General features: G+C 51.2%; 14 protein-coding genes. All 14 read left to right on the forward strand.

What is annotated here, in order from left to right; translation table 11 throughout:
- Position 1 precedes the first annotated feature (1 nt).
- Positions 2-724 (forward strand): outer membrane beta-barrel domain-containing protein, encoded by a 723-nt coding sequence (locus ACZ520_RS03810; RefSeq protein ID WP_088566114.1) that lies wholly within the window; start codon positions 2-4, stop codon positions 722-724.
- Between the two features lie 13 nt (positions 725-737).
- Positions 738-1,538 carry an outer membrane beta-barrel domain-containing protein gene (locus ACZ520_RS03815; RefSeq protein ID WP_088566113.1) on the forward strand — a complete coding sequence of 267 codons (801 nt, stop codon included), beginning with the start codon at positions 738-740 and terminating at the stop codon, positions 1,536-1,538.
- Positions 1,535-3,124 carry a tetratricopeptide repeat protein gene (locus ACZ520_RS03820; protein WP_088566112.1) on the forward strand — a complete coding sequence of 530 codons (1,590 nt, stop codon included), beginning with the start codon at positions 1,535-1,537 and terminating at the stop codon, positions 3,122-3,124. The genes ACZ520_RS03815 and ACZ520_RS03820 overlap by 4 nt, the downstream gene beginning before the upstream one ends.
- 3 nt (positions 3,125-3,127) lie before the next feature.
- On the forward strand, positions 3,128-6,328 hold the full coding sequence (locus tag ACZ520_RS03825; RefSeq protein ID WP_464127587.1) for a tetratricopeptide repeat protein: 3,201 nt from the start codon (positions 3,128-3,130) through the stop codon (positions 6,326-6,328).
- Complete coding sequence (locus tag ACZ520_RS03830; protein ID WP_088566110.1) at positions 6,328-7,173, forward strand: tetratricopeptide repeat protein; 846 nt, start codon at positions 6,328-6,330, stop codon at positions 7,171-7,173. Before ACZ520_RS03825 ends, ACZ520_RS03830 begins: the two co-directional genes overlap by 1 nt.
- A 43-nt stretch (positions 7,174-7,216) precedes the next feature.
- A complete protein-coding gene (locus tag ACZ520_RS03835) occupies positions 7,217-7,504 on the forward strand; it encodes a hypothetical protein (RefSeq protein ID WP_051026263.1) in 288 nt (95 codons plus the stop codon).
- Positions 7,501-9,624: an AgmX/PglI C-terminal domain-containing protein gene (locus ACZ520_RS03840; protein ID WP_417868004.1), complete on the forward strand. Its 2,124-nt coding sequence runs from the start codon at positions 7,501-7,503 to the stop codon at positions 9,622-9,624. The genes ACZ520_RS03835 and ACZ520_RS03840 overlap by 4 nt, the downstream gene beginning before the upstream one ends.
- A gap of 28 nt (positions 9,625-9,652) precedes the next feature.
- The gene (locus tag ACZ520_RS03845) at positions 9,653-10,318 is read left to right on the forward strand and encodes a MotA/TolQ/ExbB proton channel family protein (RefSeq protein WP_011163385.1); all 666 of its coding nucleotides are present in this window, start codon (positions 9,653-9,655) and stop codon (positions 10,316-10,318) included.
- A 12-nt stretch (positions 10,319-10,330) separates the two neighbouring features.
- A complete protein-coding gene (locus tag ACZ520_RS03850; RefSeq protein WP_011163386.1) occupies positions 10,331-10,807 on the forward strand; it encodes an ExbD/TolR family protein in 477 nt (158 codons plus the stop codon).
- On the forward strand, positions 10,807-11,397 hold the full coding sequence (locus tag ACZ520_RS03855; RefSeq protein WP_464127588.1) for an ExbD/TolR family protein: 591 nt from the start codon (positions 10,807-10,809) through the stop codon (positions 11,395-11,397). Before ACZ520_RS03850 ends, ACZ520_RS03855 begins: the two co-directional genes overlap by 1 nt.
- A 117-nt stretch (positions 11,398-11,514) precedes the next feature.
- Positions 11,515-12,531 carry an LPS export ABC transporter periplasmic protein LptC gene (gene lptC, locus ACZ520_RS03860; protein WP_374032146.1) on the forward strand — a complete coding sequence of 339 codons (1,017 nt, stop codon included), beginning with the start codon at positions 11,515-11,517 and terminating at the stop codon, positions 12,529-12,531.
- Positions 12,528-13,250 carry an LPS export ABC transporter ATP-binding protein gene (gene lptB / locus ACZ520_RS03865; RefSeq protein WP_011163389.1) on the forward strand — a complete coding sequence of 241 codons (723 nt, stop codon included), beginning with the start codon at positions 12,528-12,530 and terminating at the stop codon, positions 13,248-13,250. The genes lptC and lptB overlap by 4 nt, the downstream gene beginning before the upstream one ends.
- Positions 13,251-13,292: 42 nt before the next feature.
- Positions 13,293-14,729, forward strand: a complete 1,437-nt coding sequence (rpoN, locus tag ACZ520_RS03870) for an RNA polymerase factor sigma-54 (protein WP_088566106.1) — start codon at positions 13,293-13,295, stop codon at positions 14,727-14,729.
- A 327-nt stretch (positions 14,730-15,056) separates the two neighbouring features.
- Entirely contained in the window at positions 15,057-15,830 is a 774-nt protein-coding gene (locus ACZ520_RS03875; RefSeq protein ID WP_464127589.1) for a substrate-binding periplasmic protein, read from the forward strand.
- The last annotated feature ends 51 nt before the right edge of the window (positions 15,831-15,881 follow it).

Here is a 15,881-nt window from a genome sequence, read left to right on the forward strand (position 1 = left end):
CATGCTAAAAAATGGTTTCAAGGCCGCTCTCATCATAGTTCTTGCGCTGATGCTGCATAAGGCGGCTTTTGCGGAAGTGGTGAACCTTCCGACAGAGGAACTGGCACAGGAATCCGTGCTTCCTGTTTTCGACAAACCCGTTAGCGTGAAAAACCGCAACGTGGTGACAGCGGGCCGCTTTGAAGTCGATGGCTTCTATGGCTATGCGATGACAGAGCCGATTGCCAACGTTTCAAAGCTGGGCCTGGGTATCTATTACAACACCAGCGAAGCCCATGCCTGGGGTCTTTTGATTGCCAAAAATTTCGCAGGTCTTTCCAGCTATGCCGATCAACTGGATCAGCAGTTCGGTCTGGATTTCAGCCGTGCCCCGTCGCCAGAGATGACGATCATGGGTGATTACAACCTGAAGGCCTTCTACGGAAAAATGAGTCTGACCAAATCCCTGGTGTTCAACACGCTTCTTTACGGTTCCGCTTCAGTGGGGGCGGTGAAGTTCGTGCACAAGACTTACCCGGCGGTGGCTGTCGGTATTGGTCAGAAATTCTATTTCACCAAGCAATGGGCCCTGCGCTTCGATCTGCGCCTTTATGCCAACCAGGCTCCGATCCCGTTCCTGAACGGGGCGCTGAAACCCAGCGATCCCAAACCTGATTACAATGATTTCCAAGAACGTCTAACCTACACTACAAACCTGGATGTGGGTTTGTCTTATCTGTTCTAAGAGGAGCTGACAGATGTTAAGCAGAAAACTCACTTCTCTGGTAATTGTGTCCCTGGCGCTCCTAGTGCCGGGCCTGGGTCATGCCCAGTCTGAAGGTGACGAACTGGATGTGATCGAACTGGAGCTGGAAAAAGAAGCGCCAAGACAGCAGCCGTCCATTTCTGATTCCACTCCGTCTTATCAGGAGACCGCTCCGAAAGACAACACGCTGACGGACTTTTCGGGCCTGGGGACCTTGGCTCCCTTCCAGGAAATCTCCATCATTCAAAAACGCTTCCTGCCTAAAACCGGCCGTTTCCAGTTGTTTGGTGGTTTGACGACAGTGACGAATGATCCGTTCTTCCTGACATTCGGTGGGGTGGCGAAAGCCAGCTACTTTATGTCTGAAAGCTGGGGTCTGGAACTGAACTATTTCGGTCTGACCACTTCCAATCGTCAGGCGACTGATGAACTGCGCGAAATCAACGGCGTTTCCACCGAGAATCTGGTTTATCCAAAATCCTTTATCGGTGTGGATCTGATGTATGTGCCGGTTTACGGAAAAATGACCTGGTTCAATGAAACGATCGTTCCGTTTGACCTGTACCTGTCTGCCGGCTACGGCAACACTGAGACCCAGTCCGGTGAAAGCGCAGGGACTGTGCATCTGGCGGCAGGGCAGATTTTTGCCTTGAGCAAAGCCTATGCGGTTCGCTGGGATTTCAGTTGGAACTTCTTCAATGCCAAAGGCATCGACGGATCGACAAATTCTTTCAACAACCTCTTCCTTACCGTGGGTATGAGTTGGTTCTTCCCGGAGGCTAGTTACCGATGAAGAAATTATTACCTCTCCTGATTGCCGCAAGTATCGCAGTTCCGGTGGTGGGCGATGCCCAACAGCGTAAAACACTGAAAAAGCAGCCAGCTCCGGCACGCCGTGCAGCCCCGCTTGTATCGGGGAACACCCGTGAAGCCACTCTGAGAAACCAACTGAGCAACGCCCTTCGCATGGCGCAAAGCGGGCAGTATGAATCCGCGGCCAATGCGCTGTTCTCGCTCAGTCGCCGTTCTGAACTGGCTTCTGAGCGTCCGCAGATCAAGTACATCCTGGGCACCATGCTGGTTGAGTTGAAACTGTATCAGACGGCCGCATTCCAGTTCGTGGATGTGATCCGCATGAAGCATCCAAAGTATTCCAAAATGGCCATTGAAAAGCTGTCTGTTGTTGCTGATACCCTGGGTGATGACACGATCCTGAACTACGCGATTTCCCGTGTGGACTTGAATGACTTCCCGGCGAATCTGCGCGACATGATCAACTTCCGTCTGGGTGAGATCCGTCTGCGCAACCGCGAATTTGCCAAAGCGGCGGACCTGTTCAGTCGTGTTTCTCCGACCAGCAGCTATTACTTCCAGGCGTTGTACGCAAAGGGTCTGGCAGAGCTTGAAGCCAACCAGCCGTCTTTGGCTGTTGGCACCTTCAACAAAATGCTCGATGCCCGCCGTCGTGCTCCGGTGACGGACACGAACAAGGTGGCGGCACAAATGGGTCTGGCCCGCGCACTTTATCAAAAGCAGGATTGGGATGCTTCCGTGGAAGCTTACTCCCAGGTTCCCCGCGACACTTTGATGTGGCATGACGCGGTCTTTGAGCAGAGCTGGGCGATGCTGCGTGCGGCGCGCTTCCGTTCCTCTTTGAGTAACTTCCAAACTCTCCACTCGGCATATTACGAAGACTTCTATATGCCGGAGAGCTTGCTTTTGCGCTCAATCGTATACCTGTACATCTGTAAGTACGACGAGATGGAAAAGGTCCTGAGTCTGTTTGAAAAAACATACGGCCCGGTCCGCTCCAAAATCGGCGACTTCCTGAAGTCGTCCAACGAAGCCGGAACCTTCTATGCAGAGGTAGAAAAAGCCCACCTGATGAAGACCACGGACAAGTCGGCGAACCTGCGACTGCCATACATCGTTCTAAGAAACGTGCTGGATCAGGGGGATGTAAAGCGTTCGATGCACTATTTGGAAAAGTTGAACCAGGAAAAAGCGCGTGTGGAATCCAATTCCTCATTCCGTGCTTCTCCGTTGGGGCAGTATTCCCTGAAGATCCTTGCAAACCGCAGCAAAAACACCAAATTTGCCATCGGCGACATGGTCAAAGCGCATCTGTTGAACATGCGTGTGGAACTGCGTGATCTTTACGAACAGGCCGGATTCATCCGTTACGAGATGATCACGGGCCGCAAGGAAAGCATCAAAAAGAAAATCGCGGGTAAAGACATCAGCGGTGACCAGATCGATGAAAACGTGAACCGCAAGTTCTACATCGAAAACGGTTACGAGTACTATCCGTTCCAGGGTGAGTACTGGCTGGATGAAGTTGGAAACTACCACTACCTTGGAAAACAGAGCTGCGAGTAAAGTATGAAAATCAACAGGCATCAACTTCTTGTTTCCGGATTTATGAGTCTTGTTCTGGCGTCCACTGCGGGCGCTCAGACCAAAACTGTTAAGACCACCAAAACCGTCAAGAAAAAGACTGTCGGTGAACTGTTGTCCCAGGCCAACGATGGCAGTCGCGGCGGCAGGGTGCAGATGTCCAAGACGGACACGTCACTGCCTTCAGCGAACATGGGTTTCAAGCAGGATGTTCAGAACTACAATCTGGAATCCGTGAAACCTCCACGCTCTTCTGAAATCATGCAAAGAGACAGCGGCAACGGTCAGGCTGAGTACGAACGGGTCCTGGATCAGCAGATCCGCGAACTGTACAAGCTGACACAAAAATTCAAAACCAGCCCGAACCGCGGTGAACTGTGGTTGCGTCTGGCCGAACTGTATGTTGAAAAAGCCAGTCTGATTGATTCCCGCAAACAGGATGAATACGACGCAAAACTGCGTGCGTTCCAGGCCGGCAAAACCAAATCCAAACCTCGTCTGGATACGGCGGAAGCCCGCGAATACAACAAAAAAGCCGTTCAGCTTTATGAATGGTTCCAGCGTGACTTCCCACGCGACGAGAAGATGAGCCAGGCGCTCTTCTTCCTGGGTTACAACTATTTCGAGCTGGGTGAAGTTAAAAAAGGCGCGGATTACTATGAAAAGCTAACCCGCGGCTATCCGAGCTCCCAGTTTGTCGGCGAGGCGCACTTTGCCCTGGCTGAATATTATTTTGAAAATGAAAAATGGGCGAATGCCTATAAAGAATATTCTTTCCTGATCAAGGAAAAGAAACACCGTTTGCACACCTTTGCCCTGTACAAGGGTTCATGGTGTTTGTTCCGTCTGGGCAAGGTTCAGCAGGCGATGACGTATCTTGAATACATCATCAAAGCCGGCAAGAACGAAACTGGAGATCAACTGGCAAGCCGTATGAAAGTGAACCGCACACGTCTTGAGGGCGAGGCCCTGCGTGACATCGTGGTGTTCTATGCGGAAGGCGGCGATCCAAACAAGGCGGCGGATTACTTCAAGAACCTTGTGGGCAACAACTACAGCCCTTATCTGGAAAGACTGGCGTATCAGTATTCTGATCGCGGTAACAAAGATGCTTCCCGTGATGTGTTCAAACTTCTGATTTCCCAGAACCCGACAGCTCCCAAAGCTTTCGAGTACCAGTATCAGATCGTGCAAAACTACTTCTATGCGAAGAACACGCAGCGCTTTAAAACCGAGCTTTACGGCTGGGTGAAAGACTATGACTCCACCGGAGCCTGGTATGCCGCCAATAAGGGCAACAAAGAGCTGATTGAAAATTCCTATAAACTGCGTGAAACCACGCTGCGCAACTATGTTTTGCAGCAGCACCAGACTGCGCAGAACTCCCGTGCCCAGTATTCGCAATCCCAGGCGTACGAAGGTTATCAATTGTATCTTCGTGAATTCCCGGATTCAGCGACGGTGGCGGACATGCACTTCTACTTCGGTGAATTGCTGTACGATATGGGCAAATACGATGAAGCCTCCATGCAGTACAAATGGGTGGTGGATAACGCCCCTCAAAGCAAGTTCTATGGCAAATCCGCGCAGAACTTGATCTTGTCTGTCGAGCGCAGCATCCCGTCCGATCAGGAAATGCAAAAACGCGTGGGGAATTCCACCGATCCGGTTCCTTTGGAGCCGAAAGTGGACCGCTTTATCAAAGCCGGTCAGTGGTACGTGGAAAAGTTCCCAACGTCTGAAAAAGCCGTGGAAATCAAATTCCGTATGGGCCGTTTGTACTATCAAAGCAATCACTTTGATCAGGCGACGACTCACTTCCGTGACATCGTGAAGCAGCATCCGAACACCAAATATGCGGAATATTCAGCCAACTTGTTGCTGGATATTTACAATCTCAGAAAAGACTATGTGGGATTGGAAAAAACCGGGGCCGAACTTCTGGCTGTTCCGGGCATTGCTTCCTCCAAAGCGGGCGCGGACATCCGTGGCGTGATGGAAAAGGCGTCCTTCAAACGCGGGCAGGATCTGGAGCTTGAAAAGAAATACGCAGACAGTGCGCAGGTGTTTGAGTCCTTCGCGAAACAAAATCCGAAGTCCAATCTGGCAGCCAATGCGAACTTCAATGCGGCCGTGAACTATGAGCGTGCAGGCATGAATGCACCGGCGATCGCGGCTTATCAGGGCGTTTTGACATCAAAGGATCCGGCAGCGGATAAATTGAAGCCAAAAGCCCGCCGTTTGCTGGCGAAGCTTTATCAGGATTCTGCCCAGTTCGAGGAAGCAGCCAAACTTTACCGTCAGGCGGCTCAGGAAAATCCAACTGATTCCCTGGCTCCGAACCTGATGTTCAATGCGGCGGTATTGTATGAGGCTCTGGGTAAATCGGATGAAGCCATCCGTTCTTACACGGACTTCACCAAAATGAACAAAAAACACAGCGACAACGTTGAGGCAGTTTTCAGCATGGCCCAGATCCATCGCAAAGCCGGTCAGACCGGGGCGGCGATTGCCCGCTACACGGAATACGTGGAAGCCGGCGGACGTGATCAGGAGCGGGTGGTTGAAAGTGCTTACTGGGTCAGTGAGCTTTCGGCTCGTCAAAGAGCGACGATCAGAGCCCAGGAATGGCGCCAGAAAACTTTGGCAATCCAAAAGCGCTTTGCGCCTAACAAGAAGGGTGTGGGTGCGACTTACGCCGCCCGTATCAAGCTGGCTGAAGCAGAGGACACTTTCAAAGAGATGAAATCCGTGACCTTCCCTAAAGATCCGGCCAAACAAAAGGCAGCGGCTGACAAAAAAGTCGCGCTGCTGACCAAGTTGACCGGAGAGCTTGCGGAAGTGATCAAGTTTGACAGCGCGGAAGAAATCGTAAGCTCGCTTTCGATTCTGGGCGCCGCCAACCTGAACATGGCTCAGGCGATCGTCAATGCGCCACTGCCACCAGGCTTGAACGCAGAAGAAACCAAGCAGTACAAAGCCGGTGTGGAAAAGTTCGCAGAGCCGTTCAACACCAAGGCTCGTGAAAGTTACAAGGCCACAGTGGATCGCGGTCTGGAACTGGAAGTGTACAACGACGGGTTCAAGTCTGCTTACGAGTTTATGAACAGCAAGGATCCGAAGGGTTATTACAACGGTGGCGAAGTGGGCTCTGACATTCGTCTGGTGAATTGGATAGGTCAATAATGAAAAGAATAATCACTTGTTTCAGTTTGCTGGCACTGGCGGCTTGTTCTTCCAGTCCAACCAAAGAGACCCCTGAAGAAACCAAAACGGCGGTGGCGGAAGCCCCTAAGGTTGAGGTTGACGAGTTTAAGGATCTGGAAAAGGTCGAGCCGGTTCGTCCGGTGACTCCGCCGGCACCTTCCCAGTATGCGGCGTTGAATGAGGCGATCAAATCCCAGTCTGACGAAAGAATCTATCAGGCGTCGACTCAGATTCTGACCCAGTCCCCGAATGATGCCCGGGCCCTGAATGCCCTGGCGATGTATCACTATAAGCGCGGCCGCTTTGATTTGTGCCGCTATCTTTTGGGGAAAGCCATCAGCTCCAGCCCGAAAACAGCAGAGCTTTACTCCAATCTGGGCATTGTCCAGTTGGCGCAGAACGAACGCCGTGATGCTGTGAAGTCCTTCCGCAAGGCTTTGGACATCAACAATGACGAAGCAGTGGCGGCAGCAAATCTGGGTGCGATCTATGTTCAGGAGCGTGACTTCGCCAAGGCCGGTGTCGTGCTTGAGACCGCTTATCGTAAGGGTGTGCGTGATCCTCGCGTTTTGAACAACTATGGAATTGCTCTGACGGCTCAGGGGAAACTGGACCGTGCAGAAGAAATGTATAAAGCGGCACTGAAAGACAGCGGTAACAACAAAGAGGTTCTGTTCAACTACGCTATTCTGCTGGTCGATCATATGCAGAAGTATCAGGACGGTTTGGAAGTCATTAACAGACTAAAGTTTGTAGGTGGACCTGCAGATAGCCGTAATCGCATTATTGCTTTGGAAAATAAGGCGAAAGCTGGGATAAAATAGAGTGAAGGATCGGGTGAGGACTATGTTGCGATACGTAAGACACATGACAATTATGCTGGCCGCACTTTTCATTTTCGAAGTGAGCCATGCGCAGTCATCCTCTCGGTCCACGACGACCACGACCACAACAACGACAACCACCACGAAGAAGAAAGCGACGCTGAACTTCGAGGACGAGTTGGTTGAAGGGTCGACGCAGAAGCCGGAACTGTTTTATCTCTTTCAGAAGAAAAACTTCAACTATAAGAGATTGATCAAGTTGAGAGAAAACTTTTTACCCGAGATGAGACGAACAACAGAGGATATCCAGCGGGTCCGGGGTGCTAATTGAGATCGCCGTTAATATTTAGAATTTTTAAAAACAATCAGCTCGTTGGTGTTAAACAGTTCGATCAGGATCAAATCGTGGTCGGGCACAATGCCGAAGTGCATCTGGATCTGGATGCCGACGGAGTTTCACCAATCCACTGTCTGATCGAACTTCGTGACAACGGATGGTATGTCTGTGATTTGGGTTCCTCTCAAGGGACTTTCAAAAATGGACAGGCTGTTCTGGATGAAGCCATCGCTTCTGGTGATGAAATCGAAGTGGGTCCTTTCCGTATTGCTTTCTTTGTGGGTGTGCCGAAGCCAAAAGTGGTTCCGGGTGCGCCAGTCTCTGAAGCTGCGGCGCCAGTGGCTGAAGTGCCAGCCCCGCCTCCGCCGAAGCCGGAGCCATCCATGCCGCCAGCGGCCGTGGTGAAGACGGAAGAAATCAAAGTCACTCCGGTGATCCCGGCGGTGACTCCGAGTATTCCAGTGGAAGCTCCAAAGGCCGAGGAAAAGCCTGTTCTGACTGCGGTTCCGGTTAAACCTGAAATCCGCAAAGAGCGCACGTCTTACAAGAAGGCCAAAAAGAGCAAAACATTCGCTCCTCCAAGCGAGATTCAGAATCTGAAATCGCACCTGAAGCCGGGTAAAGGCACGACGGTCGAAGTTCTGGTCACGTGGAAAGAGCGCATCCTTACGACTTATCATTTCAAGGGCAACAAAACCATCCGCGTAAATGCGGGCGGGGACTTGTCTGTCGCTCTTCCAGACGGACTGGTGCCGCGCGGTTATCCGTTGCTGGACATGTCTGCGGGGCTGCGTGTGAACACCACCAACGAGATGGACACCGAGATGGTGATCTCTGGCGGGGTGACCCAGCACGTGGAAGATCTTGCCAAATCCGGCAAGGCGCAAAAGGGCGGCAATGGTTACAGTGTGCGTGTTGATCAGAACGAAATGCTGTGTGTGAATCTGCCGGGTGGAAACCTGTGCCTTTACATCCGCTTCGTTCCGCAGGCACCGACAGTGCCGATGCTTCCAATGATGCTTTCCGGTTCTGAAATGACAGGCCTTGCAATGTCCCTGATTATCGTGGGGCTGCTGGCTTTGTATATTTCCGCAACCATTCCGAAAGACTGGCAGGAAAACAAGCAGGAAGAGGTTCAGCGTATTGCCCAGGTGGTGTTCACCAATCCACCACCGGCGCCAACTCCGACTCCGACGCCTCCTCCGCCAGTGCCTCCGACTCCGCCGCCGCAACCGGTGGCGACGCCGACCCCGCCTCCACCTAAGAAAGTGGTTGTGGCTGATGCGAACAAGGAAGCACAGAAAAAAGGAACGACCGGACAGCAGGCTCAGCGTGCCCAGGTGGCGGCAAGAGCCAGCGAAGTGGCGCCGAAGCCCAACGCGAAAGACCGTACCAAGAAGTTCACGTCCACTCGTCAGGGTGGCGCGATCAAAACGGGTAACACCGCTGGTGCCAATGCGCAGTCTTCCAACAAAGATCTTTCCAAAGTGGGTCTGTTCAGCGCCTTCGGTGGTGGGGGCAGTCGCGCCAACATCGACAAAGCGTACTCTGGAGCCGGTGAGGTTCTGGGGATGGCCGACAAGGCGACCGGAACTGCGGGCTTCAATGAAGACCGTGCGGGTGATGATCTGGGATCCAAATTCAAGGATGCCGGAGCTGGTGGAAAAGGGACCGCAACTCAGGGGATCGCCGGAATCGGCACCAAGGGTCGTGGGTCAGGTCAGGCTGCTTACGGTGCGTCTGAGGGCTTCGGCTCCAAGACCACAGTGGCTATCGAAGGCGGTGGTGCTGAAGAATCCTTCGACGCAACCATTGACAAAGAAGCTATCCGTCGTGTGATCCGCTCTAAACTTAACGAGGTGAAAAGCTGCTACGAGCGTGCTTTGAACACTCTTGAGAAGGGCAAGAAGATGGAAGGTAAAGTGATTCTTGCTTGGGAGATCATCGAGCGAGGTCAGGCACGCAACGTGAAAGTTGTCGATTCCTCTCTGGGTAATCCAGGTGTGGAAGAATGTATCCGCCGTCGTCTGGCAAGCTGGGTGTTCCCAGAGCCACCGACCGGAATGACAGCTGAAGTACAGGCGTACCCGTTTGTTTTGAATCAGGCTAATTAATTAAAGTTTTTAAGAAGGAGAACTTCCCGTGAACCCAACAGTTACAGTAGACAACATGAATTTCATCCAGCGTGCTTTCGCTGAGGGTGGTTTCGTCATGTACGTGATCGCAGTTATCGCCATCCTGGCGCTTTTTGTGATCATCGAAAGAATGATGAAGCTTAAAAATCTTGCCGTGGACAAAAAAGAGTTCACTGACCAGATCTTCAGAATGGTTGTAGCCGGCGATCTGCGCCAGGCCATCAGCTATTGTGATGCTCGTCCGGCTCCATTGACTAATACAGTAAAAGCGGGTCTTGTTCAGGCCATGAACAAGCGTCCTGATGAAGAAGTGCAAGTGGCAATGGATGCGGCAGTGATGCGCGAAATGCCAAAAGTGGAAGGTTGGACATCCTTCCTGGCGGTCTTCGGTAACGTGGCCGTACTTGCGGGTCTTCTTGGAACGATCATCGGTATGATCGGTTCCTTCCGTGCGGTGGCGGCAGCCGATCCTGCAACCAAAGCTCTGGAACTTTCCAAAGGTATTTCCCACGCCCTGAACTGTACGGCGTTTGGTCTTTTGGTGGCGATCATCTCCATCGTGGCATACGGTCTGTTCCAGCACCGCATCCAGAAAACAGAAAATGAAGTGGTTGAAACCAGCATGAGTCTGTTGAACCTGGTTGTTGCAAACAGAGAAAAAATCAAAGACTAACAGAGGTTTTCAATGGCTCACATAGATAGCGGCGATTCCAGCGGCAGAAAAAAGAATATCGAGCTGAACCTCGTGCCTTTCATCGACTTGATGAGCGTTCTTATCACGTTTCTGCTTATCACGGCCGTTTGGACTCAAGTGTCTATGATTCAAATTGGTAGTTCCCTCTATGGGAAGAAATCGGACACGCAACCCAATCCGACACCGCCACCAAACGCCGATGTGGTGCTGAAAGTGGATGTGAAGGAAATGGGTTATGTTTTAACTGTTGGGAAACAAGTGATCAGCCTTCCCATGGTGAACGAACAATTTGATGAAGCGGGTCTGGTGGCGCAACTGCAGCGTGTGAAGCAGCTGTATCCTGAAAAAGTGGATGCGATTGTTTCGGTTGCGGACGTCATCCCCTATGAACAACTCATCAAGGCAATGGATAACTGTCTGACCGCAGGGTTCTCGGCAATATCCGTGGCGACGGGAGGGCCGCAGTAATGGCCATCTTCAGACCTGGTGAACGTCATCGTTATCACAATATTTTAAGCAAACGAAAAGGGAAGCGTGATGTGACGGCTTTGTTGTCTTTGACAGCGATGGTCGACATGTTCACGGTTCTGGTTATCTTCCTGCTGCAGAACTACAATGCCACGGGTGAAATTCTTTATATCCCGAAGGAAGTTGTTCTGCCAAAAGCCACCAGCGTGCGCGAGCTGAAGCCCGCCCATGTTGTGACCATTTCCAGCAAAGAGATTCTGCTGGATAAGGATGTGGTGGCGACTTTTGACGATGTCAAAGGCACGGAAGAGTGGCTGATTCCCAAGCTGAAAGACACTTTGTCTGAAGCTTTGGTGAAATCCCGTGCTGAACAGGAAGGCAAGCTTCAAAACAAGATCCGTGACGTGGTTGAAACCACTCGTGGAGAGGCGGAAGAGGATCCCAACGCCTGGAGCAAAGTCACAATTCAGGCCGACAAAGGCGTGGACTTCCTGACGGTAAAAAAGGTTCTGTTCACTGTGACAGAGGCCGGTGCCGGCGAAATCAACTTCGCGGTGACCAAGCTTCCGCAGGAAACGAATTCGAATTAAGAATAAAAATACATGAAAGCCCGGTGAAAACCGGGCTTTTTGTTTTTCATCCCGGTACAGCATCCGACGCGGAAGTTTTGACCACGGGTCCCTGATGGTTTAAGATTCTTGTCATCTATGGGTAAATATAAGAATTATATTTTTCTGGCTCTTCTCGTCGCTTTGTTCGTCGAGATTCTTATTATTTTCCCGTCGCATCTGGAGCACGAGGACGAGGTCGCCCTGCGCCAGCGGGTTGAAAAGCGCGACAAAGCCGCCAAGGAGCGCAAGAAAAAAGGTATCAAGGAAGAGCCCGGTCCCTCCAGTCTGGCCGAACAGAAAATGGGCGGAGTGCACTTGGTGGAAAGCCAGTCCGGCAATCGGGACTGGGAACTGTTTGCTGTTTCCGCCGAGGGCAGTCAGGCTGGCGGCAAGTGGGCTTTACAACAGGTGCGGGTGCTTTTCTATAACAAGGAAAAGCTGGAATTCACGGTGACCGGGGATGAAGGCACCATTGACGATAAGTCCAAAGATCTGAGTGTTATCGGCAATGTCGTGACCAAGTCCGAGAACGGCTATGTTTTCAAAACACCCTCGATTTTCTATTCGTCAAAAACCCGTCAAATCACCAGCCCTGAGCAGGTGCTGATGGAAGGGCCGCGGGACTCCTCCGGTGCCGGATTGTTCCTGAAGGGTGCCAGCATGCGTGTTCTGGTTGAGCAATCCAAGATGCTGATTCAGAACAAGGTGACGGCGCAAAAGCCAATGAAGGACGGAAAAACCTTTGATATTTCCGCCGACGGTGCAGAGTTCAGCGGTAAAAACCGCGAGGCCCGCTTTTTGGGGGCTGTTCGTATGAATTACGATAACATGAAGCTGGAAGGGCCCGAGGCCTCATTCCTTTACGGAAAAGGAGCCGATATTCTGAGTTCCGTGGCCGTGAAAGGAGGGGTCCGTGTCAGTGACGTGGACAAATTCGCCACTTCGGAAAGTGTGAACCTGGACCTGCTGGCAAATCAGTACACGTTCAAAGGTCGCCCAAAAGTGATTCAAAATAACGATGAACTGACGGGCGAGGAAATCGTCTTCCTTGAAGGCGGAAAAAAGGTTAAAGTGGAACGAGTACGTGCGAAGGTGGAGAATAAAGATCAATGAGCATGCTCACCATCAAAGACATTTCTAAGTCCTTTAAAAAGCGCAAGGTCGTTGATGGCGCCTCTTTTTCCGTTGAATCCGGTCAGGTTGTAGGCCTGCTGGGTCCGAACGGTGCCGGTAAGACCACTTCATTCTATATGGTCGTGGGTCTGGTTCAGCCGGATTCAGGCACGATCAATCTGGATGAAACCAACATCACCCAAGAACCCATGTACAAACGCGCTCGGGTGGGGCTGAGTTATCTGGCTCAGGAGCCCAGCATCTTCCGCAAGCTGACGGTGGCTGAAAATATCATCGTGGCTCTGGAGGCTCATGGATATTCCGGGGCGTCCCGCTCTGAAAAGCTGGAACAGTTGATTGGGGACTTCCACGTGGGGCACATCCGCGACAGCTATGGTTATGCCCTGTCCGGGGGCGAGCGCCGTCGTGTGGAGATCGCCCGTGCGCTGGCCGGGTCGCCCAAGTTCATTCTTTTGGATGAGCCGTTTGCGGGGATCGATCCTATTGCGGTCGCCGACATCCAGAATATCATCCGCGAACTTAAGGCCAAAGGTATAGGAGTTCTGATCACGGATCACAACGTGCGTGAGACTTTGGGCATTTGCGATTATGCTTATATATTGAAGGACGGGAAGATTCAGGTCAGCGGAAGTTCTGATGAAATCGCAAATTCCGAATTGGCACGTAAGTTCTATCTCGGCGAAAACTTTAAGCTGTAAAGCCATCCCGGCTGTTACGGTTCTTGGGAAAGGGAAATTTTAATGGCTCTTCGACAGACGATGAACCTGAGCCAGTCTCTGGTAATCACTCCACAGCTGCAACAGGCAATCAAGCTTTTGCAGATGTCCCGCATGGAGTTGGAGTCGGCTGTGCGCTCCGAGCTGGAAGAAAATCCTATTCTGGAAGAGGCCGAATCCGCGCTGAAAGAAGAAGACCTTCAAAGAACCAAAGAGGCTGCCAACGAAGTTGAGCATTCCGAAACCCCGGATCAGCAGAACATTCAGGATCCACAAAAGCAGGATGAATTCGAGTGGGAATCCTACATCGAAGCCAACCAAAAGCCTCCACAATCCGGCATGGCGGGTTCTGAAGAGATCATGAACTATGAGAACGTCATCACGGCGTCTCAAACCCTGCACGATCACCTTTACTGGCAAGTTAAAATGAACGGCTTCTCTGAGGAAGAGGAAAGAGCCGCGGACGCCCTGATCGGCGCCATCGATGATGACGGTTATATCAAAGTTCCTCTGGAGCAAATTGCTGAAGAGGAAAAAGTGGATCTGGCGCTGCTGGAAGACACTCTGACCCTGATTCATGAATTTGATCCTCCGGGTGTGGGGGCGCGAGATCTGCAGGAATGTCTGCTGATCCAGGCCAAGCACATGGAAGAGGACACCCATGATCTGGTCACGCTGATCAAAAATCACGTGAAGGATCTGGAAAAGAAAAACTATGAAGCCATCGCCAAAGCTTTGAACCGCGACGTTGAAGACATCGTGGAAATCTGCAAAATCATCTATGCGATGGATCCGAAACCGGGTCGTGCCTTCGTCAGCAGTGACACGCACTATGTGACTCCGGACGTTTACGTGTACAAGGTCGGCGATGACTACGTGGTGTCTTTGAATGAAGACGGTTTGCCGCGTTTGAAAATTTCGAATTTCTATAAAAACATGCTTAAAGGTGGCAAAACCACCGGCGACAAGACCCAGGATTATATCCAGGAAAAACTTCGTTCTGCCGTTTGGTTGATCAAGTCCATTCACCAAAGACAGCGCACGATCTACAAGGTGACCGAATCCATCGTGAAGCATCAGCGCGAGTTCTTTGAAAAGGGTTCTGAGCACTTAAAGCCGATGGTTCTGCGTGATATCGCCAACGATATCGGCATGCATGAATCCACAGTCAGCCGTGTGACCACGGCGAAGTACGTGCACACTCCGCAGGGTATCTACGAACTGAAATACTTCTTCAACTCCGGTATCAGCTCTTCGGATGGTGATTCCCTGGCTTCCGAGTCGGTGAAAATCAAAATCAAGGATCTGGTTGCCAAGGAAGATCCGAAGAATCCATTGTCCGATCAAAAGATCGTGGATTTGCTGAAGGTCGAAGGTATTCAGATTGCGCGTCGTACGGTGGCCAAATACCGCGACATGCTTAAGATTCTTCCTTCTTCTCAACGTAAAAAGTACTTCTAATATTTGCGAAGAACGGCTTGGGATGGAATTCCCGGGCCGTTGGCTTCGGACAGTCCTCGCTCGTTTTTGCCTTTTTTTATTTCACGTCGTTTTTTTTTCTCGCTGTGGAACTTGCCACCGACCCGGGAATTCCATCCCAAGCCTCAGGCTAATGTTCGAAGTGTTCCTCTTTTTTTAAGAAGGAAGATCTTTGCGTATGGTGTTGCTTTCGCGTGGGAAGGGGAATGGGGCCTTTTGGAGCTTTGTTCCGAAAGTATCGGTGAGATTGTTTAGTTATTACTTAAGTGTAAGGTGTATTGAGGGTTCTTGGTTTGTTAAGTAGCAGGCATGGGTCGATTTGGTTTCTTGCTAGTAATTCTTATTTGCTTTGATGCTTGGTCTGCTTCTTTGAAATTGATGGTGGAGGACTCTTGGCCGCCGTTTGCTTTTCGGGAGAAGGGGCGTGCTGTGGGCATGTCCGTGGATATTGTGCGGGCGGCATTCAAGAATGTGGGCGAAGACATTGACCTGGTTCAGGTGCCTTATCCGCGCTGTCTGGCGCAGACGCAAAGTGGAAAATTTGCGGCTTGTTTTAATTCGGCTCGCAGCAAAGAAATGGATGCGGATTTTCTTTTTCCCAAAGAGCCGCTTTTTAAAAGCAAAGGTTTGATCGTTGGTTTGCGCACGGGAACTGCGGAGAAGGTGCAGAAAGTGAAAGACCTTGAAGGGCGCACGGTGGCGCTTCCCAATGGTTTTCCCTTTGGTGTTGAGTTCGATGAAAACTCCAAAATCAACAAGGTCTTTACGGCCAACGACCTGACCAGTCTGATGATGCTGAACTCCCGCCGTGTGGGCTTTGTCGCTATTGATGAGTATGTTTTTTATTATTATCTGAAAAGCAAACCCGAGTTTCGGGATCGTTTTAAAATCATGATTGAGATGAGCGAAGAGCCCATCTATGTGCACTTCTCAAAAAAACATCCCGACACCAAGGCGCTGATGAAGAAATTTGAAATGGGGCTTTCCATGCTCAAAGCTTCCGCGGGTTACAGGAGCATCCTGGAAAACTGGGTGGGGCCTGAAGGACAGCGCAGTGTGAATGTGACGTCGGTGGTGGAATAGATTTTCTTTACTCGCAGCGGTGTTTCCCTTAAAAATAAGGGAGCAACTGCG

This window comes from Bdellovibrio sp. BIS2 (assembly GCF_055398295.1).

Coding starts and splice junctions, on each gene's coding strand:
- ACZ520_RS03850 (WP_011163386.1), top strand. CDS start 10,331: ATGGCTCACATAGATAGCGGCGATTCCAGCGGCAGAAAAAAGAATATC.
- lptC (WP_374032146.1), top strand. CDS start 11,515: ATGGGTAAATATAAGAATTATATTTTTCTGGCTCTTCTCGTCGCTTTG.
- ACZ520_RS03835 (WP_051026263.1), top strand. CDS start 7,217: ATGACAATTATGCTGGCCGCACTTTTCATTTTCGAAGTGAGCCATGCG.
- ACZ520_RS03830 (WP_088566110.1), top strand. CDS start 6,328: ATGAAAAGAATAATCACTTGTTTCAGTTTGCTGGCACTGGCGGCTTGT.
- ACZ520_RS03820 (WP_088566112.1), top strand. CDS start 1,535: ATGAAGAAATTATTACCTCTCCTGATTGCCGCAAGTATCGCAGTTCCG.
- ACZ520_RS03875 (WP_464127589.1), top strand. CDS start 15,057: ATGGGTCGATTTGGTTTCTTGCTAGTAATTCTTATTTGCTTTGATGCT.
- ACZ520_RS03810 (WP_088566114.1), top strand. CDS start 2: ATGCTAAAAAATGGTTTCAAGGCCGCTCTCATCATAGTTCTTGCGCTG.
- rpoN (WP_088566106.1), top strand. CDS start 13,293: ATGGCTCTTCGACAGACGATGAACCTGAGCCAGTCTCTGGTAATCACT.
- ACZ520_RS03855 (WP_464127588.1), top strand. CDS start 10,807: ATGGCCATCTTCAGACCTGGTGAACGTCATCGTTATCACAATATTTTA.
- ACZ520_RS03815 (WP_088566113.1), top strand. CDS start 738: ATGTTAAGCAGAAAACTCACTTCTCTGGTAATTGTGTCCCTGGCGCTC.
- ACZ520_RS03825 (WP_464127587.1), top strand. CDS start 3,128: ATGAAAATCAACAGGCATCAACTTCTTGTTTCCGGATTTATGAGTCTT.
- lptB (WP_011163389.1), top strand. CDS start 12,528: ATGAGCATGCTCACCATCAAAGACATTTCTAAGTCCTTTAAAAAGCGC.